Origin of the sequence: Pseudomonas congelans, from assembly GCF_900103225.1 — a bacterium.
GTDB lineage: Bacteria > Pseudomonadota > Gammaproteobacteria > Pseudomonadales > Pseudomonadaceae > Aquipseudomonas > Aquipseudomonas congelans.
Genome location: NZ_FNJH01000002.1, coordinates 253,983 through 280,367 on the forward strand (window position 1 = coordinate 253,983; position 26,385 = coordinate 280,367).

Here is a 26,385-nt window from a genome sequence, read left to right on the forward strand (position 1 = left end):
ATAGCGGTAAAAACGGATAGTATAGGTTTATATGACCTATAAAGAAGGTAGATTACATGAAGCTAAGCCTACGCCAGCTACAAATTTTCTGCGCCGTCGCGCAGCACGGTAGCACCACCAGCGCCGCCATTTCGGTGTCACTGTCCCAATCTGCAACCAGCGCCGCACTGAACGAGTTGGAAAGCGCCTTGGATACCAGGCTGTTCGACCGTGTAGGCAAGCGTTTAGTGCTGAACGATAACGGCCATGCCTTACTGCCTCAAGCCAGAAGGATGCTTGAGAATGCACAACAGATAGAGGCCAGTTTCTTACCCGGCCATGCCGGGCTGAAGACACGCTTGCGGGTAGGATGCAGTACCACGATAGGCAATTATGTTCTGCCATTGATTCTCGGTGAGCTACGTCAATCAACACCACATTTGAGGGTCGATGTCGACATGGCCAACAGCATGGCTATCGCAAGAAGAGTCGCTGATTTCGAGATTGATATGGGCCTGATCGAGGGGCCTTGCCACCTGCCCGAACTCAGTGCCGAGCCTTGGCTAATTGATGAGTTGCTTATTGCCGCAGGCCAACGGCACCCCTTGGCACTAAAGCAGCAGGTCACACTTGATGATCTTCGTACCGCTGAATGGCTACTGCGCGAGCCAGGTTCTGGTACCCGTGAAGAAGTCGAACAATTGCTGCTGCGTCATTTGCACGATCTCGCCGAAACGCGCCAGATCGGCAGTTCAGAGGCCATCAAGCATACCCTCGCACAAGGCATCGGCATCAGTTGCCTGTCCCGCTGGGTCGTTCGGGATCTACTGGCCTCTGAAGTCTTGGTTGAACTGCCGCACGCGTTGCCTGCACTGACCCGACGTTTTTTTCTGATCCGTCACCGGGACAAATACATCTCGCCTGGGCTTGAGCGATTCTGGGAAAAATGCAGTCAATTCGTGAGCCAGGAGTAGCTAGACCTATTTATAAAACAGGTAAGAGCTACCAAAACAAGTTGTTTGCGGAATTTATCAACGACGCATAAAGTCAACTCATTGCCCTGCAGCGATGAACGAGTTGTATATGCCAAGGCGCGACTGGGTGCCTTGCTTACCCTATGAGGAAATTCTGATGAATGTGATAAAGAAAACCGTCACAGCCCTGACGTTGGGTGTTGCGTTGGCCGCATCGATGAGCGCGTGGGCCGCGCAAGATCGCTGGACGTTTGACGGCGATATTCACAACAACTCGCTGGCCGTCAGCCCTGATGAAACGACGGCGGTGGTCTCTTACAGTCAGCGTCCAGATGTAGTGGTTTATGATTTGAAAACCGGTAAGGTTCGCCAGGTTCTCACCGGCTACGTCACGCCGCGAAATATTGTGTTTTCGCCAACTGGCGATGTGTTCTACCTCTCCGACAGCAGTTTGGGGGTCGTGCGCAAGATTGACACCAAGACTTTAAAAGTGATCGCAGATATTCCGTTGGGCGCAGGTGCTTTTGGTACCACACTCAGCAAGGACGGAAGCCTGCTCTACGTCAACAATGAAGCGGCCAGCACGCTGTCGGTCATTGACCTTGATCACCAGCGGCCAGTAGCTGTGGTACCTGGCTTCTCCCAACCGCGCCAGGGCATCCGAGTAAGTCCTGACGGCAAAACCGTCTATGTCACCAACTTTCTTGGGGACAAAATTACCTTGGTCGACAGCAAGACCAATACGATTGAAGGTGAGATCACTGGCTTCAACAAGTTGCGCGCCATCTCCATATCGGCGGACGGCAATACGCTGTACGCGGCTAACAGCGGCAGTAACAGCATCGCAGTTGTCGACACTCAAAAACGCGCCATCACAACCACCGTCATTGTTGGCAAAGACCCCTACGGCGCAGCCCTCACTCCAGACGGGCTGCACGTCTACTCGGGTAACCTCGGTGACAACAGCCTTTCAGTGATCGACACCAAAACGCTGAAAGTGACCACCACTGTGACCGGTTTGAAGGCACCCCGCCAGGCCATTGTCTTCACCAAAGACAAGTCGAAGGCGTATGTCCTCAATGAGGACTTGAGTATCTCCACAGTCGATCTCGCCAGCAACAAGGTGGTGTCGACGCTCAAGGCCGACTGATTGAACAGCGCAGGCCTTCATGGGGGCCTGCTGATACTCCACGACCAAGTGAATAATAATGAGTGAAAATGATGAGTCCTGGATGATGGATCGCCGTCGCTCATTGAGATGAGCCAATGATGCTTGACCGTGAGCGTCGCTTTGCTCAATTGAGGAAGGCACAGGGTCCGGGGGGGGGGAGAGCCCAGCATTCCAGCAAAAAATGATATCGGGACGTTTTTTCTATGGAGTCGAATTAACCTGTTTGTGGCTCGTCTATTGTCTGATCGCTTGCCGTTTCAGAGGCAGGTGGGTCTTCTAAAAATTAAAAATGACCAAAGGAAATACATATGTTCAAAAAGATGATTCTCACCGTCGCTGTTGCCGCCAGCTGCATGTCGGGTTTGGCGCTCGCCGATGCGCCAGTCAAGCTTGCTGAAACGGACAAGGGAAAAGTACTCGTAGACGCAAAAGGTATGACTCTTTATACCTTCGGTAAGGACACCTCGGGCAAGTCGGTCTGCAATGGGCCATGCGCTTCAAACTGGCCACCTCTACCGGTATCCGCAGACGCGAAAGCGGGTCATGATTACTCTGTCATCACTCGAGACGATGGCACAAAACAATGGGCATACAAAGGCATGCCACTTTACAGCTGGGTCAAAGATACCAAGCCAGGGGATACAACCGGTGACGGCGTCAACCAAGTCTGGCACGTTGCCAAGCCGTAACGTCAAATAATTAATAGGCTGGCTTACGCCACTGGCTTTGTCAGTGGCGCAAACCAGAAGAATACACACCTGATATTTTCGCCAACATACAGCCGCCGCGCCTCATAAATCTTTGATGGATCATTTCAACGAAAAATGGGGCCGAGGTACGGTACACCTTGGACGTATTCCCGTAACGCCAGCCTGAGGATTTCGTTTGGCCGGGAGTCTGTGACGATGCGCATGGTGGTTCCATCCAGCCGCTAGTGGACCGATATTCTGAGGCAACGCCAATTAGAACGGTAGGGCATCGTAAATATGCGGGCGAAGGTCTGCTTATGGCCGAAAGCTGCCGTTAATAAGCCGACCAACAGGCGTCGCTTTGTTGGTTGGTGCGCATGGCTTACAACTCAAACAAGGGTATGGTTTTGGGCGTATCAAATCGGCCCGCACAGCGCTACCTTCAGCATCTAACAAACGTACGCTGAGGAGTCGAAACAGTGGAGACTGAACGAGGTGTTGAGGAACGGAACGGTCGATGGTCGATCGTTGCCGGACGTGCTGTATGCACTGGCTGCATGGAAAGCCAAGCGCTGGAAGACTGCGAAAGCCCCTTTCTACATGCCGACACCTGTCCAGCCAGCGATGTGGAAGGTCATCATCCATGGGCAGCGTTGCACCACATCCTTGGCAGTGCGCGTGGGTGAGCTGCCGCTTAGGCCTCGATCACTTCAATTAATACTTCACTTTATAGGTGGGTGAATCCTCCGGCCGGTTCTCCCGCCGATCGTAGATCTTGGTCGTGCTGATGTTGGCATGACCCAGCCAGGCCTGGACCTTGGCGATATCGGCTTCATGCTCCAAGGCGTTGGTGGCTGCCGTTGCTCGGAGTCCATGAACCCCAAGGCCGTCGACCTCAATCCCGGCCTTTTTCGCGTAGGCCGTGACGACGGCATAGATGCCGTTTGCCGTGATACCGGCGCCGGTCAATTTACCTCGCAGCGGCATGAACAGTGGCACCTTCCGTTCGGCCAGATGATGCTCTGAGTTTTCCAGGTACTGATGAATACGCCCGGCTGCGATCGGGTGCAACGGGAGGTATCGCACCTTGCCGCCCTTGCCGTGAACCTTCAGATGCTGAATACCGCGGCGCTCCTGAATGTCGCTCACCTGCAGCAGCGCCGCTTCTTCACGGCGCAGTCCGTGATAGAGAAGAACAGCCAATAGCGCCCGGTCGCGCTGCCCTTTAAGTGTTGTTTCATCCGGCGCCTCGAGCAGCGCCTTCGCCTGGTGGTCACCCAACGCCGGCGTCTTGCCTTCATTGCTTTCTATCCTGGGACGTTTTACCCCATGCACTGGATTGCCGCCGGCGATCGCATTGTTCTCCAGGAGGTGATCAAAGAGGCTGGCCAGCGCGGCCAATTTGCGCCGGATCGTGGCTCCGGCCAAACCGCGATGCTCGAGGTGGGCTCGCCAGGCTAAAACATGCGATCGGGTCACGACCCGAAATTCATCGGCCGAAGCCAAGCCGATAAAACTACAGAAGTCTTCCAGGTCGTTTTGGTAAGCACGTCGTGTTCGAGGGTTGTCCAGGTTGGCAAACCACTCGACCGCGGCTGGAACCTTGGCCAGCGTCTGAAATTCGACCGCCGTGAGCCGACGCTGATCATTCGTATGGTTTTTCGTCAGTTCCTGCATATCGTTCTCATCATTGGCTATCCTGCAATCGCTCTCAAAGCTTTCGGTCACAAAATCATCGCTATATCAGTCCGCCGTTGCTAAAACCGATAAACGGCAATAAGTGGTGATAACCTATTTTATCACTCCTTTAAGATAGATCCCTCAAGCCGTCTTCGCCAAGTCCGCGACTCAGCTACCAAAGCCGCGACGCGCAAATCCCAGCAGTGACAGACTATTCTGTCTAAATTCTTTTAGTCACTGTTCCGTGGACGTTATCACACTGCAATGAGTGCCAGCGCCCTGTAGCGCCGCGTGTTTGTTAATTCGGCAGTTGGCGCGACACTCTACGCGCTGGCTTATTAGAGCTATTCTTAGTCGGAAGTAAAAAAGACTCAATCTCAGTTATCCACGCCGGTTTTTTTGAAGCATCATCCAGCTCAGTATATTTCAATGCAAACTTAACTTTAAATCCGTCAGACTCGAATAGCTGCTCCATAATCTTACGATCTGTGAAGCTTAGATTCAGAGCCAGACTAGATGGCCAATCCTTGTTCTCAGACTTTAAAGGAGCAGACAGACTTACAATAAACGGACCGTACAGGGCGTGCGATTTAAAACTATTAATCGCAGCAATAAAACTATCTGCATTGAGCGCATCCTCAACCACAGTAGGAGGAAAAGCATTGTTATCGCTAGTCTTAAGAAGCTGAGTAACGTAGCTCTCCTCATCGTTCTTCAATCTACGAATTTGAACTCCAACCAACGATTCCTTACCATCAAAAGATTCGAACTTCTTATCTGTATCAATCAAACAAAAAACCCTGCCTCTGACATCGCTCCTGACATCCTCAAGCGCCAAGTACAAATAATTGAAAATCTTTTTTACCGTCGGAGCTCCCCCAACAGGTACTATAAATAATTTTTGCCCTTTTAAATAGTGATTCAAATAAACACTATCAGCAGAACCTTCACATATGACCCATCGATAATCAGCACTGGTAATTGAAGCGATAATTGACTGAACTAAGTCATTGATACCCTTTAGTTCAAGCTCGATAGGCAGCTCCCCTAGTGTTGCCGCTTTGAGTTTTTTAATATCTTCTCTGAAGCATCTCAAATCCAAAAGCAGAGGGGATTGGTCCCCCTTGGGACAGTAAACCGCCACCCCATTTGAGATGATTGGCATAAAACCGTACCAGTGGGTAGTGATGAGGACTTGAATTCCTGACTCGGATATTTCTCGAAGTTTTTCGAATTGACCGAAACACGACGAAACGTGTAACGACAATTCAGGTTCGTCAATCGCGAGGATAACTTGCTGGTGCGAGGGAGCTGCTTTGGCCAACAGAAATGCCTTGGCTACATCAACCAAAGCCTGCCTTTTCTCACCCGAACTTAGGTCACTGACCGGAGTACGGTCCCTGCCATCTTTTCTATTTAAAACCTTGGACTCGAAAAAAGCTTCAATTACTTTGTCAGTCAAATGAGACTGATTGACTAAGTTCTGCTTTTGAGACGGCTTTCTATACTCGTACACACCGAGCTTATCCGAAATTGAACCCAAAAACTCATTGAGCCGAGAATTTATCGTCCTAATATCTTCTTTCTTGATAAATTCCCTTACGATAGTGTCTAGCTTCTGACCGAGCAAAGCTTGAATAGTACGACCCTCAATTTTAGTATATTCCTTAAAATCAATATCGGCAGGTAGATAAATAAACTTATAAAATTCAAGTATACGCTGCTGAAGGATTGCAATCGCGCCGACAGAGCCACCATAATTATTAATAACAGAACTATAAGCCGGAAGCGTTTCAAACATTGAAAAAAACACTGTCGGAATTGCATGACGCTGAGCCTTCTTCAAACCGAAAGGAATCAAATAGTGGCTTTCACGCCCATAACCTTCTGCTTGTATCACTTCTCTATGTTCACAAAATAGCTCAGCATGAATTTTGTGCGCAGGGTTGAAATCAGCCACGCTCGAAGTCCAAGCGAGTTCACTCACCTTCTCAATAAACCATTGAAACTCGCCCAAACTGGGCATGAGATTTTTTTCGATTAAGAAAAGCGGGCATATAAACGGCTCCCTTTCAGCATATCCTTTTGTTAAGGAGTGATTATGATTCCATTCAGCACCGTTAAAGAAACTGTTCAACGCCTCTAAAACCGAGCTTTTTCCCGCTCCATTCTCGCCCACTAATGCGCTAAAGTACTTCCCATTCGATAGCTTTACATAATTAATCGATTGATATGTTTTGAAATTCCTAACCAGCAGTCCGACTATCATACGTAATCCCTTGCATGATGGCATATAGATGCCAGAACTCTACCATCGAATTGTGTTTTCATCCGTCTGATTTTGCTCCTCAGCCGAACGTTGAAGTGCTGTCTAGAAGCACACCTGCTCCTACTGCATGGGAGAACACCGTTTCCACAGCGACCAGAAATGCTGAACCATCTGTTCAGGCGATGCCGATTCCAAGACAATCACAACAAACCTGAGTAAGGGTTTACTGATGACATCTCGTGACGGGGCAGACAACGTAATCCTACGAGTCATAACCCGTCATCGGAGTCACTATGCGATTGTATCTGTGCGAGAAGCCCAGCCAGGGTAAAGACATAGCCGCTGTCCTAGGAGCTACAACCAGGGGAGATGGCTGCATCAAAGGCAACGGCGTGGCCGTGACCTGGGGAATTGGGCACTTGCTGGAAACAGCACCACCGGATGCCTATGACGAGCACCTCAAAAACTGGAGCTTGGACACACTTCCAATCCTGCCTGCGGAATGGAAGGTGATCGTCAAGCCGAAAACAGCAGGTCAATTCAAGATCGTCAAGCAACTACTCAAGCAGGCCACCGAGCTCATTATTGCGACAGACGCTGACCGCGAGGGGGAGATGATCGCGCGCGAACTGATCGAGTATTGTGGGTACCGGGGACCGACTCAAAGGCTATGGCTGTCTGCGCTCAATGAAGCATCTATCCGCCAGGCGCTCAACACCGTCAAACAAGGCTCTGAAACCTACCCATTGTATCTCTCGGCGCTCGCTCGCTCCCGAGCGGACTGGCTCATCGGTATGAATTTTTCGCGGCTATTCACCTTGCTCGGCCGACAGGCAGGGTACACCGGTGTGCTCTCAGTGGGCCGTGTTCAAACACCGACCCTTCGCTTGGTGGTCGACCGCGACCGGGAGATCTCGAACTTCATACCCAAACCGTTCTGGAGTGTCGAGGTTCAGCTCTGGACGGCAGGACAATCGTTCCTGGCGAAATGGGTCGCAGACGAGGACGTGGTAGATGAGGAAGGCCGTTGCCTTGATCAAGCCGCTGCGGCTGCAGCACTGGCCGCGCTGAAAAATCGTCAGGCTGCAACGACTGTTTCTGTTGATACAAAGCGTGGCAAGGATCCAGCTCCGCTCCCGTTCGATCTGAGCACCCTGCAGGAAGTGTGCTCTGCAAAGTTTGGGATGGGTGTGCAAGAGACGCTAGACGTAGCACAGTCACTTTACGAAACTCACAAGGCGACGACCTACCCAAGGACCGATTGCGGGTATCTGCCGGAGAGCATGTTCGATGAAGTGCCGATGGTCCTCGATGCTCTGAACCGAACTGATCCATCCATCGGCAAGACGCTGCAACTGATCGACCCGGAACAACGTTCCCGGGCATGGAATGACAAAAAAATCACTGGTCCCCACCACGGGATAATCCCCACGCTTGAACCAGCAAACCTTTCAGCAATGTCTGAGAAGGAACGCAAGGTCTATGAATTGATCCGCGCTCACTTCCTTGCGCAATTCCTGCCTACCCATGAGTACGACCGGACCGTGGCCACCTTCGAATGCAATGCAGTTCTACTGCAAGCAGTGGGCAAGCGAATCGTGGTCCCAGGCTGGAAGGTTCTTTTTTCTGCATCGTCCGAAGAGGAGGCTGAGGAAAGTGGTGGCCGCTCTCAGATCCTGCCAGTGCTGCAAATTGGTACTCGGTGTGACGTTCAGGACCTGCATCTCAAATCGCTGAAAACCGAGCCGCCCAAGGCTTACACCGAAGGTACATTGATCAAAGCGATGAAAACCATTGCCAAGCTGGTGAAGGATCCACGACTGGCTCAAAAGCTCAAGGAAACCACCGGCATTGGTACTGAAGCAACTCGCGCAGGCACAATTCAGGGCTTGATAGACCGAGGATCACTCATCAAGAAAGGTAGCGCGCTGCGAGCAACTGAAGCAGCGTTCTCGCTGATTGATGCGGTCCCTCCTGCTGTGGCTGATCCCGGCACAACTGCGATATGGGAGCAAGCTCTTACGATGATCGAGCAAGGCACCCTGACGCTCGATGATTTTATCGCCAGGCAATCGAACTGGATCACCAGGCTCGTCGACCAATACAAAGGCACCACCTTGTCGATCAAAGTGCCCGAAGGTCCCAAGTGCCCTTTGTGCAGTGCGAAAACCTCGCAGCGTAAAGGATCCTCAGGCGTTTTCTGGGCGTGTTCCCGCTACCCCGAATGCAAAGGTACGGTGAACATTGGTACAGGGAAGAAAAAATCACCTGGCAAGTCAGCCAAGCCCCGAGCCGCTACTGTCAAGGGCAGCTGAGAGGCTGGTGATAGCGGGGTTACAAATGATGTGCCACAATGGGGCTACTACCAGTTCCACCCCGCTGGTCACTGACGGTCATCAGTGACACCCTGGAGAAGTCGGCCTTGCCTTCATTCTCCTCCCCCAAAGTACGCAAAGCATCGGGAGGGGCGTACAGATCTTGTTGTGAATTCTCCCTGTGTCTCCCTGTTCAGTAGCAGACACGCAGCCGTCTAACTCGTGAAAGCGGGTTCATAGGCACACAGAGTTCGCAGAAGGTTCGATGCATAGTCGTCTCAGGGCCGCACTGGTGTTGCGGTCCACTTTTTTTAAAAACGCTTCCGACTCTCTCGGCAGGTAACCTGGTCATCTCGCAACGCTGGATGACCAGGTTACCTTCCGGGGTAGCCACTTTTCGCTGCCGGCGCCCACCGGTGAAAAAACGGGTTCCCTTTGTGCGCGAATGCGTGCCTTTTGATAACTGGCCCAAGCCACGACAACGGGCCGGGTGATGTCGATGTAGCAATGCGTGCGATCAATGCCCAGGGATCCTCGCTGAGCTAGCGCTCACAGGTGGCAAACTTTACAGGTTGTTGCAAAGTACACATCGGCTGAGAGCTAGCGTCTTCAATGAGATAGCTCTCAGCACGATTCCCATTGAGTCAGCGTTAGAACAACATTGTTTCTCCAGCCAGATAAAGCGTCTGTTCGCGTGAAATTCATCCAACAGGTTGTTCTTTCGCGTGAATAAAACAAGCTCTAATTACGCCTCGCTTTTGCGGGGCTGAGTCAGTAAGGAACACTGTATTTTGCGTTCATCAATATTAGGAATTAACATGAGTGTGCTGAAGGGAGTGCTTGACTGGATGATCATTAAACTTGCGTCTAAGCAGTCTCCAGTAAGACCAGAAACAGTTGAGAACCAAGCGGCTCAGGCAGCCTTAGAACTCGCTGCGATTCTGAGAGTAGGGGGAGCCTTGGAGCATGATGAGATCCCGATGATCACACGTCGACTGCAGTCCGTGATTGATGCGACAAATGCTGTGGTTGCTGCCTGCGAACCAAGTCAAGCAGAAGGAAGATACTGTCGTAGAGAGCTCTGAAACAAGCATCTCACGCTGGTCGTGGCCAAACCCGACAGCTCGTGCTTGACAAGCCTTCAAAGAATTCACATTCTCAAGACATGTAACGCTGACGTTGTCAGCAACATGCCCGGGTAGTCAGGATCTCACGACTACGATGCGTCCCACGCATTGATCCCGCCCAAAGTTCGCAAAGCTTCCGGAGGCGCGAACGATCGGTATTGGTTACCGATGGATGCATATTTCACATCGCCCGCAACGCTGCACTCGGCTTGGCTGAGTCATGTCATACAACTCACCTGCCCTCGGGGAATACTTTCCCTTAGGGACAAGTTTCTCCGTTTTCTACTATTTGAACGGAGACTGACCATGTCGAATCACACGGCTATGCACTCAGCATCTCAGAATGCTGAAATCACGAAACGCGTTGATATGCTTTATGGCGAGGCATGCCGTCAATTTCCGACATACGAAACGATGGTCTTTGAGCACTTCTGCTCTCAGATGATTGAGACTTTCGGCGATGACGAACTGGCGCTTGAAGCAGCAGATGCGTTTACCTATGCACGCTTGGACTATGATTATCTTTCCCCGTCAGAAATCAAGGCGGCAAGGGAAGTTAATCGAAGCCATGGAATCTGCAGTCACGGCCTTACTGAAGACACCTGCCCATGCGGTTGTTTTGAGTTCACTGGGCCAGAGGTTTATGAGCACTATGGACCTGAAGATTGTGACCTTACTGATGCTGAAGTCTTTGAAATAAGTGATCCAGCCCTCGCGATGAGTGATGAGGAATGGGAGCTTATGAATGAACAATGGCGTCAACAAGAAATGGTATACGCAAGCAAACCTATCCGTAACTTACTCAAAGCTTTGTGGATTAAGGCGTTGGAATTATCAACTATTCGTCGAAGGTAGTCTGGATCTCACGACTACGATGCGTTCTACGCATTGATCCAACCTAAAGTTCGCAAAGCTTCCGGAGGCGCGAACGATCGGTGTTTCAAACGCCGATGGATGCACATTAAACGCGTCACTCACCCAGCGGGGAATCACTCCCCTCTCGGGCGGTGTTCTCCGTAATTTTCCCTGGAGAAACATCATGAGTACAGCAAGCTTTCGTTTTGGCGTTATGGTTGGTACAGCATTGCGTGAATGCATCCGTGCAGTCACTCATAAGCCTAATCCTGAACCAGTGCAAGTCGCACCACAGCAAGTCAGGACAATGCCTGAACCTGTGATGTCCAACGAACAGTGGGAACAATACCGCCTGCCGGCATTGGCTCGATGCAAACACGTCGATCTTGCTGGCTGGTATGATCACCACATGCAAGAAATTCAAGCCAAACCCGTAAAGAAACCCCGGAAATCTCGCGCATCGAAGGCGCTTGAAACATCCCAAAAGCAGGATGCTGAACCACCAGTCAAGGCCCCTGTCATGGGTCCTTTGGACCAGCTCATTGCCTAATACTCCCCACCCTTGGCAAGCCCCTCATGTATTGAGGGGCTTTTTTCATTTGGAGGGTTGACAAACTAATCGCCCTTAAAGGATTCTAAAGCCATGTACCGCTGACGTTGTCAGCAACATGCCCGAGGTAGTCTGGATTTCATGACTACGATGCGTTTTTCGCATTAATCCAACCCCCAGTTCGCAAAGCATTCGGAAGCGCGAACGGTTGACCAGTTTATCTGGTTGATGGATGCACAATGATTCTCTCACCCCATCGGGACCTTTCCCGTAGGGTTGGTCTCGTGCCCAGCAGGAGACCTTCATGAAAAGCAGTATTGCGCTGTACCAAGCATTGATTTCAATCGATGTTCCGGAAGACCGCGCCGCTGCAGTCGTCGATGCTCTGGAGTCGGATATGCAAACGCAACTCGCGACAAAAGCCGACATCGACACTCTCGAGTCTAGACTCGAACTGAAACTCACCATTCGTATGGCCGTCATGCTGACTGCTGCTGTAGGCGTTATGCTTACTGCGTTCAGATTCATGCATTGATTGTCGTAAAATTTCGCTTTACCACCCATGCGGGGAATACCTTCCCCCTGGGCGAAGTGTATCTCCGCTTTGAACGCTCAAAACTGGAGATACATCATGAGCAATTCTACCAACGAAACCAAATACTTCGACCTGCACACCGTCGGCATTGGCTATCTCAACCGCATTCGTGAAGTGAAGCCTCGTAAGGGCGCTCCTTTCATGGCTGTGACAGTAGCTGCCCTCAAAGGCACATCTGAGAAACCTGAGTACGCCTACATCGACTGCAACGTGGTTGGTGCTGAAGCTGACAAGCTGATTCGCCGTTGCCAGGAAGCTGTTGCTGCCGAGAAGAAGGTTCTTGTCTCTTTCCGGATCGGCGATATCTGGGCTGATATTTTTACTTACAGCAGTGGTGCTAAGCAGGGCCAAGCAGGTGTCAGCCTCAAAGGCCGTCTCTTGTACCTTGCCTGGATCAAAGTTGAAGGTGAATACGTCTATCAGGCTCCGCAGAAAGAAGAAGCACCTGCCTCTTCTGAAAGTTCAGAGTCCGAAGCTACCCCAGTCGTTCAATCCGAGGCGTCTGCCTCCAGCGAACCAACTGACGTGGCTACTCCAGCTGCTACTCCCCCTAAGCCAACACGAGCAAAACCAGCTCGCGCAGGACGAGGAGAGAAACAAGCCGCTTGATAGATTTTTACAACCTCAAGGCGCCCTGCAGGCGCCTTTTCTTTTCTCCACAAAGTAGGTAACGACTTCATGAAATTCGCTATCGCTACACTCGTGCTTACAGTGCTAAGCATATTTTTTCTGGAATTTGGACAACAGCTCTCCGCTCAACTACTGACACAGATCGGCGCAGGAGGACTGGTCGCCACTTTTCTTGCAATGGCAGGTATGGTGATCACTTCTTGACACTAAACCTTCTACTTTACCCTTAAGGCCCCCACCCTTAAGGGACCGGGGCCCTTATATTGGAGCTCCTATGGACAGTAATACTAATAGACTTACCTTGCGACTTGAGCTCGCTTTGCTGATCTCAAAAGCACACACTCAAGATAGTATCTATCAACAGGTTTTGAACAAAGATACGCCGCCGGATCGCTTTTCCAGTTTGTATTGGGAGGATGTCCTGGACAAGCTCGAAGACTTGGCCCTATTGGACCACGTTGAGAATTTCACACCGGACCACAGCTCGTATATTGAAGATGCTGCACTCCTCAGGTCTTACTGGACTCTTCGGGAATGGTGCGGGATAGATATATATCCTGATAGCCCATCCGCTGTAACAGAAAGACTCTAACCAAACGTTCTCAAGAACGAAAACCAACCTGACCGGGTAATTCACCACCCGGTCGGGCCAGGTGGTTACCCGCACCTGGAGAACTACTATGTCCACCGCCATAAACCACTTGCCATCCACTTTGCTGAAATTGCCAGTTGTGCTGACGCCTTCCGCATGGAATGAATCTGTTCACCTGGAAGCCCCATCACATATTGCAGAAGTCGGCACTCGCCTAGGCGACGTCGTACTCGAAGCGTATCGCGAACTCCACCTGCAACCCGATGAAACCCAGATAGACTTCGGTATCTATCGTTTCCCACCTAACGGTGACCGCTCAGGGCGTGAATGGCTGGAGCTAAAACTCCATCGCATTGATGCACACGGTAATTCGTACCTGTGTATTTCGCTGAGGGATGAAAAGCCGCTCTATCTTTGCTGACCCAGTTAGCAACCTGCAACCACGAACAAGCCCGAATATTCGGGCTTTTTTTTCGGGCTCCCATATTAGTGGCCTGCCCGATAATCCGGAGTAGTCATGATCAACCTGCCCGGCTATTTGGCCATACGCACCATCAGCGGTCGCAACGGCGCTTTCAACGTTGGGCGACTTTCGACGTCCATCGGTGAGTTCGTTATCAAGGACGCGCTGCTGGACCAGTACCACGAGGGCAAATATCGAGGTGATTTTGTTATCACCGAAATTCGTCCCTCCTACTACACAAACGGCGGCAGATTGGTGGTCGAAGTCCGCGCCAGGCTGGACAGCATGTCTTTGGACGATGTGGCCAACCTGAGCGCAGACGAGGCTGAGAGGCTGTCCAACAACGAAACTGACCCACTCGACGAAGAAGCCTCGGGAGGCTCGTCGTCAACCAAACCTCGCCCGACTATTCAAACAACTCCGAGAAGATCAGTTTCTGCTGGAAGTGACGCACCGTTCGGGATGACGAGATCCGAGCCTGAGAAACAGGTCACCGCACATGAGGCTGATGCAGAGCTGTTCGGCACGATCTGGCCGATTGGACCTTCAGTCAAGCTGGACACAACTGTAGACCGTAAGCGTCTGCGGCAACAATGTGTTCGCCTTGGCGAGCTCGGGTATGAGCTTGACTTCAAGCTGCAGATTTGGAATCTCAGCACTTATTGACCTTGCTCAGAACTGAGCGTTTTCTACTTTTACATCCCCTGAGGGCTCCCTCATGGGTGCTCCTCATTACTAACTGAAGGAGCATCACATGCATCCGCTTTTCATAAATATCAAGAAAGCGATCCTGGATATCATTGAGGATCAACTCACCAACAACGAAGAAGCGCCTGACTCAGAAATCTGGAACATTCTGGTCGACGAACTTGACTTGACCGTAGAACAGGCAGACGCGGCCATAGCAATGCGACCGCGCTTCCGATGCGAGATATTCATTGCTGGGCAAAGCCCGTTGTATCAAACAAACACCGTAACCTTCGATCCGCTTGAGAAAAAACTCGTGGCTGCTGAGCCTTTGAGTTTCGATCAGATCTTAGAGATATACACGATGCTGCTGAAGAGTCGACCGGGTTACCGACTCAAACTGGGGGCTCACTGGGCAGCCGGTTTGAATTCAGAGGGTGAGCTGTATTGCACCCATCTAAACCCATGCGACAAAAACGTCATGTTTGAAGTTTACGACTTCGACCGCGATGCATTCGTTGATGGTCGCTGGCAGTACGAGACAGAAGAACAAACTCGGGCGGCAATCTATAAACCCGAATTTATCCGCTAAACACATTGAATCCCGAGGGGCATCACCGCCCCTCAGGGCGGTTCCCCTCCTGTTTTGGAGGACCTAATGCCGAACCGCACTCAACTCTTTCACATCGAAGAATGCCCGGATCTGTACGTCGACGCGTGCGTCTGTGACGAGCAGCGAAACCTGATATTTCTATCAGCCTGGGGCCGCGACACGGCCATGCAGGAGTTTCTGGCCAGACTCACACTCGGTACCACCGAGAACGGCCTGGACCAGTTCCACATCGTCATGAATGACCAACGCATCCCGGTGTTCCCTGATACGGATCTGTTGGAAAAACGCACCACTCGCCAGCTTCGCGGAACGCTCTTCGGCAGCCTGCTGCACTTATGGCTGTTCGATCAGCGTTGCTCGCAGCCGGATAGAGCAAACCATTCTGCTTACGCGCTCATCAGTCAAGCCCAAGACCCGTTCGATAGGTTGTGGCCGCTGATCGTAGACACTTGCCCTCTTCCGTTCCTTCCACATTGGCGTGAGCCGGTGATGGAGGTCCTTACTGCGCACAACATGTTGCACCCGCTACCGGGAGCTATTGGCTCGGTGACAGCCTGGCGTTTGTCGCTGCAGCTGGACGTGCTCGAAAAAGCTCTCGGCGAACTCATTCGCGCAGGGAAACTCACCACTGAAGTTACGGCGTAGTTCACGCCCACCAGTCCAAGGAGCCAACCATGGCTTTGATGTTCTCACGGCTTGCCCGTAATTTTGCACGCAACGGCTATTACCCGACTGACGAACTGACTCTGGAGCGCACTCTGCAGGCATTGTTGCCGGCGACCTCGGGACGGATGCGGATTCTTGATCCGTGCTCGGGAGAAGGAGTGGCTTTGGCTGAGGTCGCACACCGGCTGGAGCGAGACCGAACAGAGACGTATGCGGTTGAGTACGACAAAGAGCGCGCTGATCACTCGAAAACGTTGCTGGATCGAGTGCTGCAGGGTGACTTGATGGACACCATGATCTCTCGACAGTCCTTCGGACTGCTCTGGCTCAACCCTCCTTACGGGGATCTGGTCGCTGATCACTCTGGCGCTTCACAGTACCAGGGTAGCGGCCGCAAAAGGCTGGAGAAGGCATTTTACCAACGGTCACTGCCGTTGCTTCAGTACGGAGGGGTGATGGTATTCATCGTTCCTCACTACGTGCTGGACGACGAGCTGTGTGGCTGGCTCACCAATCACTTTACCGGGCTGCGGATCTGCGCCGCGGTAGACCGGACGTTCAAACAGGTCGTGATATTCGGAATCAGGGTACGGCGTCAGGATCTGGCAAGATCCCGGGAACTGGCGGCGATGCGTGAGTATCTGCGGGCAATCGGATCCGGGGAAGAAGCTGCTGATCTGCTACCGGCCACTTGGCCATGGGAGCAATACGCTGTCCTACCGATCGCTAATGACCTGGAACACTTCTACCGAATCACTCTTGAACCCGAGCAATTCAGTGAAGAGGTTCTTCGTCTGAGAGGCCTATGGCCTGATTTCACGCTGCACTTTGGCCAGACTGGCGCTCAACCGCGGGCCCCGGTGAAGGCACTTTCACGGTGGCACTTGGCACTGGCACTCGCTGCTGGAGCCATAACTGGTGTAGTGACCTCTCGTTCCGGGCGTGTCCTGGTGCTCAAAGGCGACACTTACAAGGATAAGGTTCCCAAGACCGAATTCACCGAGGACGAGAACGGCAACGTTTTCGAGACACGGATCTTGACTGATCGTTTTGTGCCCAGAATCCGGGCATGGGACATGACGCCAGGCTCATCCTATCTCGGGTGCGCACTGACCATCAGCTCGGATGCGACAACACCAGCGGCACACGAAACCACCTCAAACACTGAAGCACGTAGCCAGGACGCTTTATTTGCACTGGGCCGTGTGGTGCTCACGCATAGCGTTCAAAGTCTGCTCGAAAACAACTCTCTCGACGTGATGCAGTACCTAAAGCGTCACGCGACGGGCGATTGGGGCGAGATTTCAAACGACGACTGGGACAGCAATCAGCAAGCACTGAGTGCTGAAGGTCGATTGTTTTCAGGGTATGACATCGACGCAGAGGATGAGACCAGACTCTGGATCATTACCGAGTCTGATCGCTCAGCAACAACAGTCATGTTGCCATCTGACTACTAAGAAACTTTACCAAGACCTTTCAATCATCTAACCGCACCTCAGGGTATGAACAATACCCTTGGTGGTGTCGTGCATGCCCTGTTTAACCCAATAGTGGAGAAACATCATGAACGACCTGCCTTTGGCTGCGCCTGCAGGCCACCCTTGTGTGCCAACTTTGAACATCGGGCTCACTGAGTTTATCGAAGAGTTTGGCGACGAACTCCTGGAGTCACTCAACCGCTCCAACCCACCGGTCTACGCCGGCATCGACAATCCGGCTCGGCAGTGGGTGCTGGAAGGCCTCAAACGACAGCCCTTCCCTGCCCAAGCTCAAGTGGTCCAGGCAATTGCCGCGCTTTTGCTCGATCAGAATGAGCAGGCTGGCATCATCAATGCCGAGATGGGGACAGGCAAAACAATGATGGCCATCGCTCTCGCTGCAGTCATGCATGGAGCTGGTTATCGCAGGACGATGGTCATCGCGCCTCCGCACCTGGTCTACAAGTGGCGGCGCGAGATCCTCGAAACCATCCCTGACGCTCGCGTCTGGGTGCTCAACGGACCGGATACCCTGGTCAAGCTGCTGAAGCTGCGCGATCAACTGGGTGATACCTACGACGGACGTCAAGAGTTCTTTATTCTCGGCCGTGTGCGGATGCGGATGGGGTTCCACTGGCGTCTGGCCTTTTGGCAACGACGTGCCGGCGGTGGTAGGAGCCTGGCAGCGTGTCCAGATTGTGGACGTCTGCTCCAGGACCAGGAAGGCAATCTGATCACTGCTGAGGAATTTCAGCGTGAAGAGCGACGTCGACGCTGCGACCACTGTGATGCCGCTTTATGGACGCTGATGCGTCCGGGCAAATCGGATGGCGGCAGCCGCCGTAACACGATCCTAAAGTCGATGTGTCGCATCCCTACAATCGGACCTGTTCGTGCAGAACGGCTTTTATCTGACTTCGGCGAAGACTTTCTCGCCTCGATGCTTCTGGACAATGTCTCTGAGTTCATCAACCTGATGGACGCCAAAGGCAATTTCATCTTCAGCGACCGCCAGGCCAAGCGCATGGAGCGTGCGATGGCCAACATCGAGTTCGGGTTCGGCGAGGGGGGTTACCAACCCACCGAGTTCATCAAGCGCTACCTGCCTGATGGATGCTTCGACCTACTGGTCGTGGACGAGGGGCACGAGTACAAAAACAGTGGATCAGCACAAGGTCAGGCTATGGGCGTGCTCGCAGCCAAAGCACGAAAGACTGTGCTGCTGACCGGCACTCTGATGGGCGGGTATGCAGACGATCTGTTCTATCTCCTGTTCCGAATCCTCACCAGACGTATGATCGAGGACGGCTATCAGCCCAACGCGCGAGGAAGCATGGCGCCGGCGGCGATGTCTTTTATGCGAGATCATGGGGTATTGAAGGATATCTACACCGAGCGTGATGGCAGTTCTCACAAGACTGCCAAAGGCAAGAAACTCTCAGTGCGGACGGTCAAAGCTCCGGGGTTCGGCCCGAAAGGCATTCACCGCTTCGTTCTACCCTTCACTGTGTTCCTGAAACTCAAGGATATCGGCGGCAACGTGCTACCTGGTTACCGGGAGGAGTTCATTGACGTACCGATGTCTCCAGACCAGGAGGCGGCTCACCGTAAGCTTGCCCAGACATTGACCGTCGAGCTTCGGCAGGCGCTGGCCCGAAGAGATACAACGCTGTTAGGGGTGGTGTTGAACGTGCTGTTGGCATGGCCGGACTGCTGCTTTCGACCTGAGGTGGTAAAACATCCTCGATCCAGAGACACGTTGGCTTTCGTGCCGTCGGTCTTCGATGACGACGAGCTCATGCCGAAGGAACAGGCCCTTCTGGACCTATGTCTTGCTGAAAACGCCCGGAACCGCAAGGTTCTGGCCTACTCGGTTTACACGGGTACCAGAGACACCACGAGCCGCATGAAGCGGGTGCTCGAGCAATCGGGGCTGAAGGTGGCAGTGCTGCGTGCATCAGTGGACACCGCCAGGCGCGAGGACTGGATCCTCGACCAGGTTGATCGAGGTGTCGACGTACTGATCACCAACCCGGAGCTCGTAAAAACAGGTCTGGATCTGCTCGACTTTCCGACCATTGCCTTCATGCAGACTGGTTACAACGTCTACACGGTGCAACAGGCGGCAAGGCGCTCATGGAGGATCGGACAGAAGCAGGACGTCCGAGTGATCTTTTTCGGCTACATCGGCAGCTCTCAGATCACCTGCCTGCAGCTGATGGCCAAGAAGATCGCCGTATCGCAGAGCACTTCAGGGGATGTTCCAGAGTCTGGATTGGATTCACTGAACCAGGATGGCGATTCCGTAGAGATGGCACTCGCCAGACAACTCATCAACGCTTGAACATGGCCACCTTCGGGTGGCCTTTTCACACCGCGCTGTGCAAGGTACCGCATCGACGACCTGATGTGCTTTTTGAACGCACTACCTCCTACATTTTTTGGTATATATGTAGATGGATCAACCTTCAGGTGGCTCCAAGATCATCGTGCGTATGACACATCTATTTGCGTTATAGGCTTTACGAGACGCCTTAGCCGGACTGTCAGCTAATGAATGCGTCAGTCTTTTTTATTAATCAATGACATTTGCACAATATTTTCAAATACACCGTCTTTTTTATAGTCGTCGACAAAAAGCCCATCAAAAGTCATGCCAGCTTTTTCGAGCACTCTTCTCGATGAATAATTTCTTTCAAAGCATTGTGCAAATATCCGGTGAATCGACAGTTCATTAGCCGCAAATTGGATTACGGCTTCCAGAGCTTCAGTGCAATATCCGTTCCCCCAGTACGGCGTAGAAATCCAATATGTCACTGCGCACCTCGAATGTTGATAAGAAATACCTACCAAACTCACTGCGCCAATAACTTTTTCTTCAAAGGTAATAGCCATTACCAACGACCGCCCTGACACTTCCATCTCCTCGTGAGATTCAAACCATTTAATAGCCTCTTCTTTTGGGTAGGGGTAGCTTAAGGCCCCCATACTGGTTGCTATTTTCGGTTCATTGATCGCAGTGTAAAACGATTCAAAATCTTCTGGACGGAACGCTCGAATCTTCAATCTAGGTGTAGTTAGCGTAGGCCGTAATATATTCATTTTTATATCCTTTTGAATTTCTCCACCCACAAGCCACTGTCAATACGTTTTGAAATAGCTAGTGCATAGTAGAATGCCATAAGCAGCATCAAACTGAAATAAACAACTTCAGTAAGCATGTCGCTGAGCGTTAGTGCATAGAAAAAAACGAGCGCCACGGCTCTGAATTTAACAAATCGAAAAGTCAGGTTCTTTTGAAAGCGAGCGTCCCCCCTTAAAATAGCTTTGGAAGTGTAGCTAGTAAAAAAAGCCGTACATACGATAAGCGAAGTTACAACGCTTATATAAATCAACTTAAGACCATCAAAATACTTTGTCAGGCCAAGTTGAACAATTAAGATGACAAGGCCACAAAGAAAAACAATTATAGTAAATATTTTTGCATATATCTTTATCGCTTCTGAAACTTCTAGACAATACGGTTCGCCGATTGCATTTGCTCTCGCCAAAGCTATGCCGCCGGATGTTCCCAAAGCAAGTCCCAGCGAGTTGAAAATATTGGACACGCTACTAACTGCTGCGTTAACAATAAGTATCGTAGGCGTCAAAGAGAGCACCAGAGCTTGAGTAAGGCTCAAGCCATTACTAGCGAGAGAAGCAGAAACATAATCAACTATGTCCGAAAATAAGTTTTTGCTTTTCTCATCATTTCTATTTGCGTCGACCGTTAGGTCATGCCAAACACTTTGCAGATATGTAAGAAAAATAATGGCGTAAGCCAAAGCCATTACGATTCTCCCATAAAGCGATGCAGCAGCCAGGCTGGGTATCTGTGCGTGCAAGATGAATACCTGGTAAAAGGCATATACTAATGTTACCACCGCACCAAAGATAGCAATCATCAAAATCAGTAAATTTTTCTTGAGCGCAAGTGCTAGTAAGTATAGTGGTACAGAAAGTGTAAGGATAGCAGAGTCAGCCCAGTAAATCTTCATGTACTGTGCTGAAACAGCCAAATCAACACTAGCCGATATGGGCTTTATAGTGTATGCGTGACAATACACCAATGCAAGCCATAGAATACCTATAAGTATTAACAAGTAAGGGTAAGCTCGCGCAATTGTTATCAATGCAGCTCTATGGTCTTTTTTAGCGACATGCGAGCTTACTCGGTATCCTACAGGATTAGTGACCGCTAGCACCATCGAGGTGTAAAATAACCCGATGCTTGCAGCATAAGTAAAAATAATTGCTTGGTGTGAAAGTAGTGATATGGATATTGCAAGTAGCACAAATGCTTGAGTGCTAGAAATCAAGTTTGCGAACAGTAACGGCGAGGAGACTTTCATGTGGCTGATAAAATCTAGCCTCTCATTTGCAAATCTTGCTCGAGACAAATAAAAGTTAATCATATTCAAGCCATACACTTACATGAATAGATGGCTCATCGAAGCATTGAGCCTTGTGAATGGTGCCCTTACCCATAAAAAAGTACGAGCCGGCTTCTAAAACATGCTCTTGCTCTTCTGAAAAATTGCCTGCATGCTCCATGGAAAGCACACTTATTTGATGAGCATCTAGCCCCTTACAAGCTACCTCAGACAGAGGTCGCCAGAAAGACCATTTTTTCTTGCCTGCGATTTGTATTGCTAGAAGATCATGGTCATCTGCGTGGGCAGTTAATGCACACGACCAAGGGGGTGTGAAGAATGCATTTAGTTGTATTGCACAGTTTGGAAATTCTTTTTCCAGCTCTGTTTTGAATTTAAAGAAAGAAGGGTCGTAATTTTCAATTTTCCTCAAGTAAAGCGTACATCCTTCGGCAAGGTAAAGTCTATCTATCAAGGAAAGCATTTCTTTTTTACAAGGCCTGATATAAACAGACTCTTTACATGTGCTGCCTTTCTTTATAACTAAAAAATCCCTTAAGTCCCAGTCTCGCTGAAGAATCAATTTAAGCCAATCTATGGAAATACATGGAATACTCCATTCGGCTCTATTTATTACTACTATTGGCGTTTCCTTGTCCATCATAGTTATCGACCGATTTGGAAGTCAAAATTCATTTCCAACTGAGGCAAGTGAAGCTGAAAAAAAGAATTTAAATGGCGTGAAAGAGTTTTAAGCTTGCCTGCCTCTGGCTGCATAAATATACTTTGAAACGCTTCTATAACTGCTTGCCCACCTTTGTTTTTATTCGTCTCGAAGGCTGCTGCGTGTTTGTAACCTCGAAACAGACTGAAATCAAGAGCATAATACACATGAATGAAAGCACGGTAAGTAAACAGCAACGTATCTGCCAATGTTGCGTAATCCCCTCGCTCAAGATATATTAAAAATCCGTAATCTCTAATAAATCGACAATTATCTGCGATAACCTTAGATCTGGCTTCTTCGTCAATACTCAAGTTTCTGGTTAGCCCTTTAACGTTCAGATCGTCTTTGCAATAACGCCCTGCTTTCAATGCAGACAAATAGAGCTGACCTCGGGGCGTTAGGTCATTTCGGGATATAAAATCCTCAACGCTATTAGTCAAGGTTTTTAAACAATCCAGCCTTAAATCAATTTTCTCACCTTTAAAATTAACGCTTGATTGAATCCCCTGTGGCGTTTTTAAAATCCTTTCTGCATTTGGAATATCCGCAATGCTAATATCCCCATCATGTATGATGCAGATATCTATGTCCGAAAACTTGTCATGTTTATTTAAAGCTATCGACCCACCTACATATATTGAAAAACGCAAACCGTGTAGCGTACGTATTATTTCGTCACAAAAATCAGTAGCTATTAATTCTGCATTATTCATATTTATCTCCAACGCGTCACCCGGTGGGGTGACGCGCCTGCATATGAAATTATGCAGCTTTCTGTATGCCGTTACCCATCCAGTCGTTGTCACCACGATCAATCATCATGGTTGTAGCGTGCTGGAATAATTCCATCTCTTCCTCTGAAGGGTAGGAGACCGTATCGGCTGTCAAAGTGTCTTCAGGCACGAGTGTCAGTTTTTTTGCATCCATATCAGCGTTCATAGATAATCCCTCTATCGATTGATTGATTGGTTGTTCTTGAAAACACTCATCTGCTATTAAGCCTCTAAGAAAATGAGCGATTCAAGAACTTCAGAATACCTTTTACTGATGTCTGTTTTCTTTACAAAATGTTACAATTTGAATTGCAGTCCATTGTGCTTCTTCCAATCCGTTGTAGGTGCTGGTTTTGACTGCCAGACTTGGCGATTAAGTGTGACGGCTCTCCGCGGGACCTTACGAGGTGCTATCAGGGGAAAACTCATCCATTGGAGTCTTCTGAAGATGGCTTTGACGAGTCCGCGATTCATAGCAAACACTCTTCGGCTATACATCAAAACGGTGTCAATGCTCAAAGCCAGACCTGCCCCTCATGAAACCCCATCCGATAGGAAAAGGGTTTCCTAATGCTTCAAATCATGGTTTTTGCGAACGTACCTCACATCTTGAGTGAGGTCCTCCATGAAGCTGCCACTGCGCCCTTCTCTTTCCCGCGCCACCGTACTGCAAATCCTGGCCCTGATCGTCCTGATCGGCATGCTGGTCCACCAGCAGTGGCAGATTTTCCACCTCAAGGCCGGCTTTGAGTCCGTTGCGAACCTGGAAACCGTTAACGCAATCACCCAACGCATCAACGGCGTGGATGACAGGCTCGATGCCGCTAGCCAGTTGAAGTCCGTGACCATCGATGATTTCAGAGCCGGCCAGCAGGCACTCTCCAACCGAATCGATGCCGTTCAAGCCCTGCTGAAGCAAGTGCAGGAGGCGGCGAAGGACGCTGCCCAGCAGGGTGCCTCGATGCAAGAAGTTGTGGTCATGGGCGCTCGGATCGAGGAGCTGCAGGTGAAACTCCAAGACCTGCGCGCTTCTAAACCAGCATCTATTCAAATCACAGCAGTCAGGCCAAAGACTCCACCCCCCTCCCGCAAATCAACAGCACTGACCAAAGTTCCGGAGGCTCCTCCACCGTTTTCGGTCGTGGGTGTGGAGTATCGCGGAGGCGAACGTTTCTTGTCAGTAGCCCCGCCTGGCAGCACTCAACTCAGTCAACTGAACTTAATACGCCCGGGCGACATGGTCGCGGGGAGCAACTGGCAGCTCAACAGCCTGGATGATTCACGCGCTCTGTTCAGCATCAACGGCTCAACCCGCATTCTGCCCCTGCGCCCTTAGAGGTTCACATGACCGTTTACAACCTGCGAATGTTCACAATGACGGGAGTCATCCTGATCACAGCAGCTGGCATGGCCAACGCTGCAACCAACACCTCCGCACAGTCCACCAGTAGAGAGCACCAGAGCGCCTTGCTGGACAGCCAGTCGCAATCGAGCGACGAGATCCTGGCACGAGACTGGAACCTCAGTCCTCAGGAATGGCAGCGCTATCAAACGCTGATGCAGAGTTCACGAGGTGTGTATTCCCCCGGGCTGGATCCGCTGACAGCATTGGGTATCGAAGCCCGCAATGATGAAGAGCGCCGGCGGTATGCAGAGCTCCAGGTCAAAGCCGAGGCGCAGCGCACGGCAAAAGAATTAGCGTATCAACGCGCCTATGACGATGCCTTCAAACGCGTCTACCCGAACCTGATGCCCATTGCCAGCTCTGCGCCCCAAGGGACGGCCGCGAGCCCAGCTAACCAGGGCAACGGCCGATTGGCAGTGTTTGTTAAGGACGATTGCCCGGAGTGCTCAGTTCGGGTTAAGGCCCTTCAAGCTCAGAAGCAGCCGTTTGACGTGTACATGGTGGGTAGCCAGAACGACGATGAGCGAATTCGCAACTGGGCGATTGTCTCGGGGATCGACCCTGCGAATGTCAGAACCCGACAAATCACCCTCAACCATGACGGTGGACGTTGGCTTGGCCTGAGCTTGGGTGGCGAGTTACCGGCCGTTGTGCGAGAGGTGAATGGGCAATGGCTGCGTCAGTGACGTGGGCAGGCCTTGCCCTGCTGTGCTTCGTGTTGACAAGCCATGCAGCCGAGCTTCCCCCGCCGGCTTATCAGTTGGCTGCCCGCGCAGCGAACATTCCGTCGGAAGTGCTCTACTCGGTGGCACTGCAGGAAAGTGGGACCCCACTGCGGGGCCAACTGGTCCCGTGGCCTTGGACGCTGAACGTTGCCGGCGCTAGTTATCGTTTTGCAACCCGTGCCGATGCCTGCACCGCACTTATCATCGCACTCGCGCAGGCGGGTCCCAAGCGGGTCGACGTCGGATTAGGTCAGGTCAACATGGGCTGGAACGGCCAGAGATTTAAATCAAGCAATCCGTGCGACGCGCTCAATCCCTACAAGAACCTCGATGTAGCTGCACAAATGCTCGCCGAACTGCGCGCGCTTGGCGGTGACTGGATCACCGTAGCCGGACGCTATCACCGCCCTGCCGGCGGCGCTCCAGCAGCCAATTACCGCAAGGCCTTTGCCAAACATCTCAGCCGGGTAACCGGCATCCAAATGCTGGTGACCAATCCATGACCCGATCAGTGATCCTCGGCGCAGCGCTCTGCCTGCCATTTATGATCTGCCAAGCTGCAGAGCTCACCGTGGTTGAAGACAAAGGTGGTGACTCAGCGCTGCCTTACTATCGATCTCTCAATCCCGAGCCGTCCTCTTCTGTCTCAAATGACCTGACCTCGCAACTGGATCCTGTAGCAGCACAGGGATTGCCGGTACGCACCACTCGAATGACTCCGGGGACAGTTCAGGGCCGAATCATCAACGCGCCAGGCCTGCAGCCTTTGTTCCTGGTCGGGGACGATGAAACTTCACGCCGATGGCTACAAGAACGCGGTGCGGTGCTGAAGCAGATGCAGGCCGTAGGACTGGTGGTCAATGTGGCCACACCAGAACGACTTGCCGTAGTCAGGAGTTGGTTGCCCGACGCGCTCGTTTCCCCCGCATCAGGTGACGAGCTTTCTCAACGACTCGGCCTGAATCACTATCCGGTGTTGATCACCCCAACCGCCATCGAGCAATAGG

27 protein-coding genes are annotated in these 26,385 nt (G+C 51.2%); 20 read left to right on the forward strand and 7 right to left on the reverse strand.

Annotation, left to right across the window (positions count from 1 at the left end):
* Positions 1-56 precede the first annotated feature (56 nt).
* From BLR20_RS08100 to BLR20_RS08110, 3 genes are all read left to right on the forward strand, one after another.
* A complete protein-coding gene (locus BLR20_RS08100) occupies positions 57-953 on the forward strand; it encodes a LysR family transcriptional regulator (protein WP_003317531.1) in 897 nt (298 codons plus the stop codon).
* 157 nt (positions 954-1,110) lie between these two features.
* Complete coding sequence (locus tag BLR20_RS08105) at positions 1,111-2,103, forward strand: beta-propeller fold lactonase family protein (RefSeq protein WP_003317529.1); 993 nt, start codon at positions 1,111-1,113, stop codon at positions 2,101-2,103.
* Between the two features lie 329 nt (positions 2,104-2,432).
* Entirely contained in the window at positions 2,433-2,813 is a 381-nt protein-coding gene (locus tag BLR20_RS08110) for a COG4315 family predicted lipoprotein (RefSeq protein ID WP_003317528.1), read from the forward strand.
* Positions 2,814-3,527: 714 nt separating this feature from the next.
* Here BLR20_RS08110 and BLR20_RS08120 read toward each other — a convergent pair.
* On the reverse strand, positions 3,528-4,490 hold the full coding sequence (locus BLR20_RS08120) for a tyrosine-type recombinase/integrase (RefSeq protein WP_003425065.1): 963 nt from the start codon (positions 4,488-4,490) through the stop codon (positions 3,528-3,530).
* A 301-nt stretch (positions 4,491-4,791) separates the two neighbouring features.
* Positions 4,792-6,762: an AAA family ATPase gene (locus BLR20_RS08125; protein ID WP_054994219.1), complete on the reverse strand. Its 1,971-nt coding sequence runs from the start codon at positions 6,760-6,762 to the stop codon at positions 4,792-4,794.
* Positions 6,763-7,055: 293 nt separating this feature from the next.
* Between BLR20_RS08125 and BLR20_RS08130 the strand changes: the two genes are divergently transcribed.
* The 13 genes from BLR20_RS08130 (at position 7,056) to BLR20_RS08190 (ending at position 19,680) form a co-directional block, all read left to right on the forward strand.
* Positions 7,056-9,077, forward strand: a complete 2,022-nt coding sequence (locus tag BLR20_RS08130; RefSeq protein ID WP_054994220.1) for a DNA topoisomerase III — start codon at positions 7,056-7,058, stop codon at positions 9,075-9,077.
* A gap of 818 nt (positions 9,078-9,895) precedes the next feature.
* Positions 9,896-10,162: a hypothetical protein gene (locus tag BLR20_RS08135; RefSeq protein WP_054994221.1), complete on the forward strand. Its 267-nt coding sequence runs from the start codon at positions 9,896-9,898 to the stop codon at positions 10,160-10,162.
* Between the two features lie 348 nt (positions 10,163-10,510).
* The gene (locus tag BLR20_RS08140; protein ID WP_074594583.1) at positions 10,511-11,059 is read left to right on the forward strand and encodes a regulator; all 549 of its coding nucleotides are present in this window, start codon (positions 10,511-10,513) and stop codon (positions 11,057-11,059) included.
* 307 nt (positions 11,060-11,366) lie between these two features.
* On the forward strand, positions 11,367-11,609 hold the full coding sequence (locus BLR20_RS08145) for a hypothetical protein (RefSeq protein ID WP_003317521.1): 243 nt from the start codon (positions 11,367-11,369) through the stop codon (positions 11,607-11,609).
* Positions 11,610-11,913: 304 nt separating this feature from the next.
* Positions 11,914-12,144 carry a hypothetical protein gene (locus tag BLR20_RS27745; RefSeq protein WP_003425076.1) on the forward strand — a complete coding sequence of 77 codons (231 nt, stop codon included), beginning with the start codon at positions 11,914-11,916 and terminating at the stop codon, positions 12,142-12,144.
* A gap of 96 nt (positions 12,145-12,240) precedes the next feature.
* Positions 12,241-12,813 carry an STY4534 family ICE replication protein gene (locus BLR20_RS08155; RefSeq protein ID WP_054994223.1) on the forward strand — a complete coding sequence of 191 codons (573 nt, stop codon included), beginning with the start codon at positions 12,241-12,243 and terminating at the stop codon, positions 12,811-12,813.
* Positions 12,814-12,882: 69 nt separating this feature from the next.
* Positions 12,883-13,038 (forward strand): hypothetical protein, encoded by a 156-nt coding sequence (locus BLR20_RS27750; protein ID WP_005895444.1) that lies wholly within the window; start codon positions 12,883-12,885, stop codon positions 13,036-13,038.
* A 476-nt stretch (positions 13,039-13,514) separates the two neighbouring features.
* Positions 13,515-13,847 carry a hypothetical protein gene (locus tag BLR20_RS08165; RefSeq protein WP_054994224.1) on the forward strand — a complete coding sequence of 111 codons (333 nt, stop codon included), beginning with the start codon at positions 13,515-13,517 and terminating at the stop codon, positions 13,845-13,847.
* Positions 13,848-13,943: 96 nt separating this feature from the next.
* Positions 13,944-14,555, forward strand: a complete 612-nt coding sequence (locus tag BLR20_RS08170) for a DUF3275 family protein (RefSeq protein ID WP_011267039.1) — start codon at positions 13,944-13,946, stop codon at positions 14,553-14,555.
* An 88-nt stretch (positions 14,556-14,643) separates the two neighbouring features.
* The gene (locus BLR20_RS08175) at positions 14,644-15,168 is read left to right on the forward strand and encodes a hypothetical protein (protein ID WP_044311781.1); all 525 of its coding nucleotides are present in this window, start codon (positions 14,644-14,646) and stop codon (positions 15,166-15,168) included.
* Between the two features lie 66 nt (positions 15,169-15,234).
* Complete coding sequence (locus BLR20_RS08180) at positions 15,235-15,834, forward strand: hypothetical protein (RefSeq protein WP_054994225.1); 600 nt, start codon at positions 15,235-15,237, stop codon at positions 15,832-15,834.
* A gap of 29 nt (positions 15,835-15,863) precedes the next feature.
* Positions 15,864-17,315: a DUF6094 domain-containing protein gene (locus BLR20_RS08185; protein WP_054994226.1), complete on the forward strand. Its 1,452-nt coding sequence runs from the start codon at positions 15,864-15,866 to the stop codon at positions 17,313-17,315.
* Positions 17,316-17,421: 106 nt separating this feature from the next.
* Positions 17,422-19,680, forward strand: coding sequence for an SNF2-related protein (locus BLR20_RS08190; protein ID WP_054994227.1), 2,259 nt, complete (start codon positions 17,422-17,424; stop codon positions 19,678-19,680).
* Between the two features lie 218 nt (positions 19,681-19,898).
* Here BLR20_RS08190 and BLR20_RS08195 read toward each other — a convergent pair whose 3' ends face one another.
* From BLR20_RS08195 to BLR20_RS27755, 5 genes are read right to left on the reverse strand one after another with little or no spacing between them, the layout of a single operon-like run.
* Positions 19,899-20,438, reverse strand: coding sequence for a GNAT family N-acetyltransferase (locus tag BLR20_RS08195; protein WP_044311785.1), 540 nt, complete (start codon positions 20,436-20,438; stop codon positions 19,899-19,901).
* A 2-nt stretch (positions 20,439-20,440) separates the two neighbouring features.
* The gene (locus BLR20_RS08200) at positions 20,441-21,796 is read right to left on the reverse strand and encodes a hypothetical protein (RefSeq protein WP_162235675.1); all 1,356 of its coding nucleotides are present in this window, start codon (positions 21,794-21,796) and stop codon (positions 20,441-20,443) included.
* Entirely contained in the window at positions 21,783-22,412 is a 630-nt protein-coding gene (locus BLR20_RS08205; protein WP_011267033.1) for a JmjC domain-containing protein, read from the reverse strand. Before BLR20_RS08205 ends, BLR20_RS08200 begins: the two co-directional genes overlap by 14 nt.
* A 2-nt stretch (positions 22,413-22,414) precedes the next feature.
* Positions 22,415-23,188 (reverse strand): nucleotidyltransferase domain-containing protein, encoded by a 774-nt coding sequence (locus BLR20_RS08210; RefSeq protein ID WP_054994229.1) that lies wholly within the window; start codon positions 23,186-23,188, stop codon positions 22,415-22,417.
* 49 nt (positions 23,189-23,237) lie between these two features.
* Entirely contained in the window at positions 23,238-23,414 is a 177-nt protein-coding gene (locus tag BLR20_RS27755; protein ID WP_154292353.1) for a hypothetical protein, read from the reverse strand.
* 459 nt (positions 23,415-23,873) lie between these two features.
* Here BLR20_RS27755 and BLR20_RS08215 point away from each other — a divergent pair, with 459 nt between their 5' ends.
* Genes BLR20_RS08215 through BLR20_RS08230 form a run of 4 tightly spaced genes read left to right on the forward strand, consistent with a single transcriptional unit; the run spans position 23,874 to position 26,384 of the window.
* The gene (locus BLR20_RS08215) at positions 23,874-24,584 is read left to right on the forward strand and encodes a hypothetical protein (protein ID WP_054994230.1); all 711 of its coding nucleotides are present in this window, start codon (positions 23,874-23,876) and stop codon (positions 24,582-24,584) included.
* Between the two features lie 8 nt (positions 24,585-24,592).
* Positions 24,593-25,339 carry a TIGR03759 family integrating conjugative element protein gene (locus tag BLR20_RS08220; RefSeq protein WP_054994231.1) on the forward strand — a complete coding sequence of 249 codons (747 nt, stop codon included), beginning with the start codon at positions 24,593-24,595 and terminating at the stop codon, positions 25,337-25,339.
* Entirely contained in the window at positions 25,324-25,881 is a 558-nt protein-coding gene (locus BLR20_RS08225) for a lysozyme family protein (RefSeq protein ID WP_011267029.1), read from the forward strand. Before BLR20_RS08220 ends, BLR20_RS08225 begins: the two co-directional genes overlap by 16 nt.
* The gene (locus BLR20_RS08230) at positions 25,878-26,384 is read left to right on the forward strand and encodes an integrating conjugative element protein (protein ID WP_005895412.1); all 507 of its coding nucleotides are present in this window, start codon (positions 25,878-25,880) and stop codon (positions 26,382-26,384) included. The genes BLR20_RS08225 and BLR20_RS08230 overlap by 4 nt, the downstream gene beginning before the upstream one ends.
* Position 26,385 lies beyond the last annotated feature (1 nt).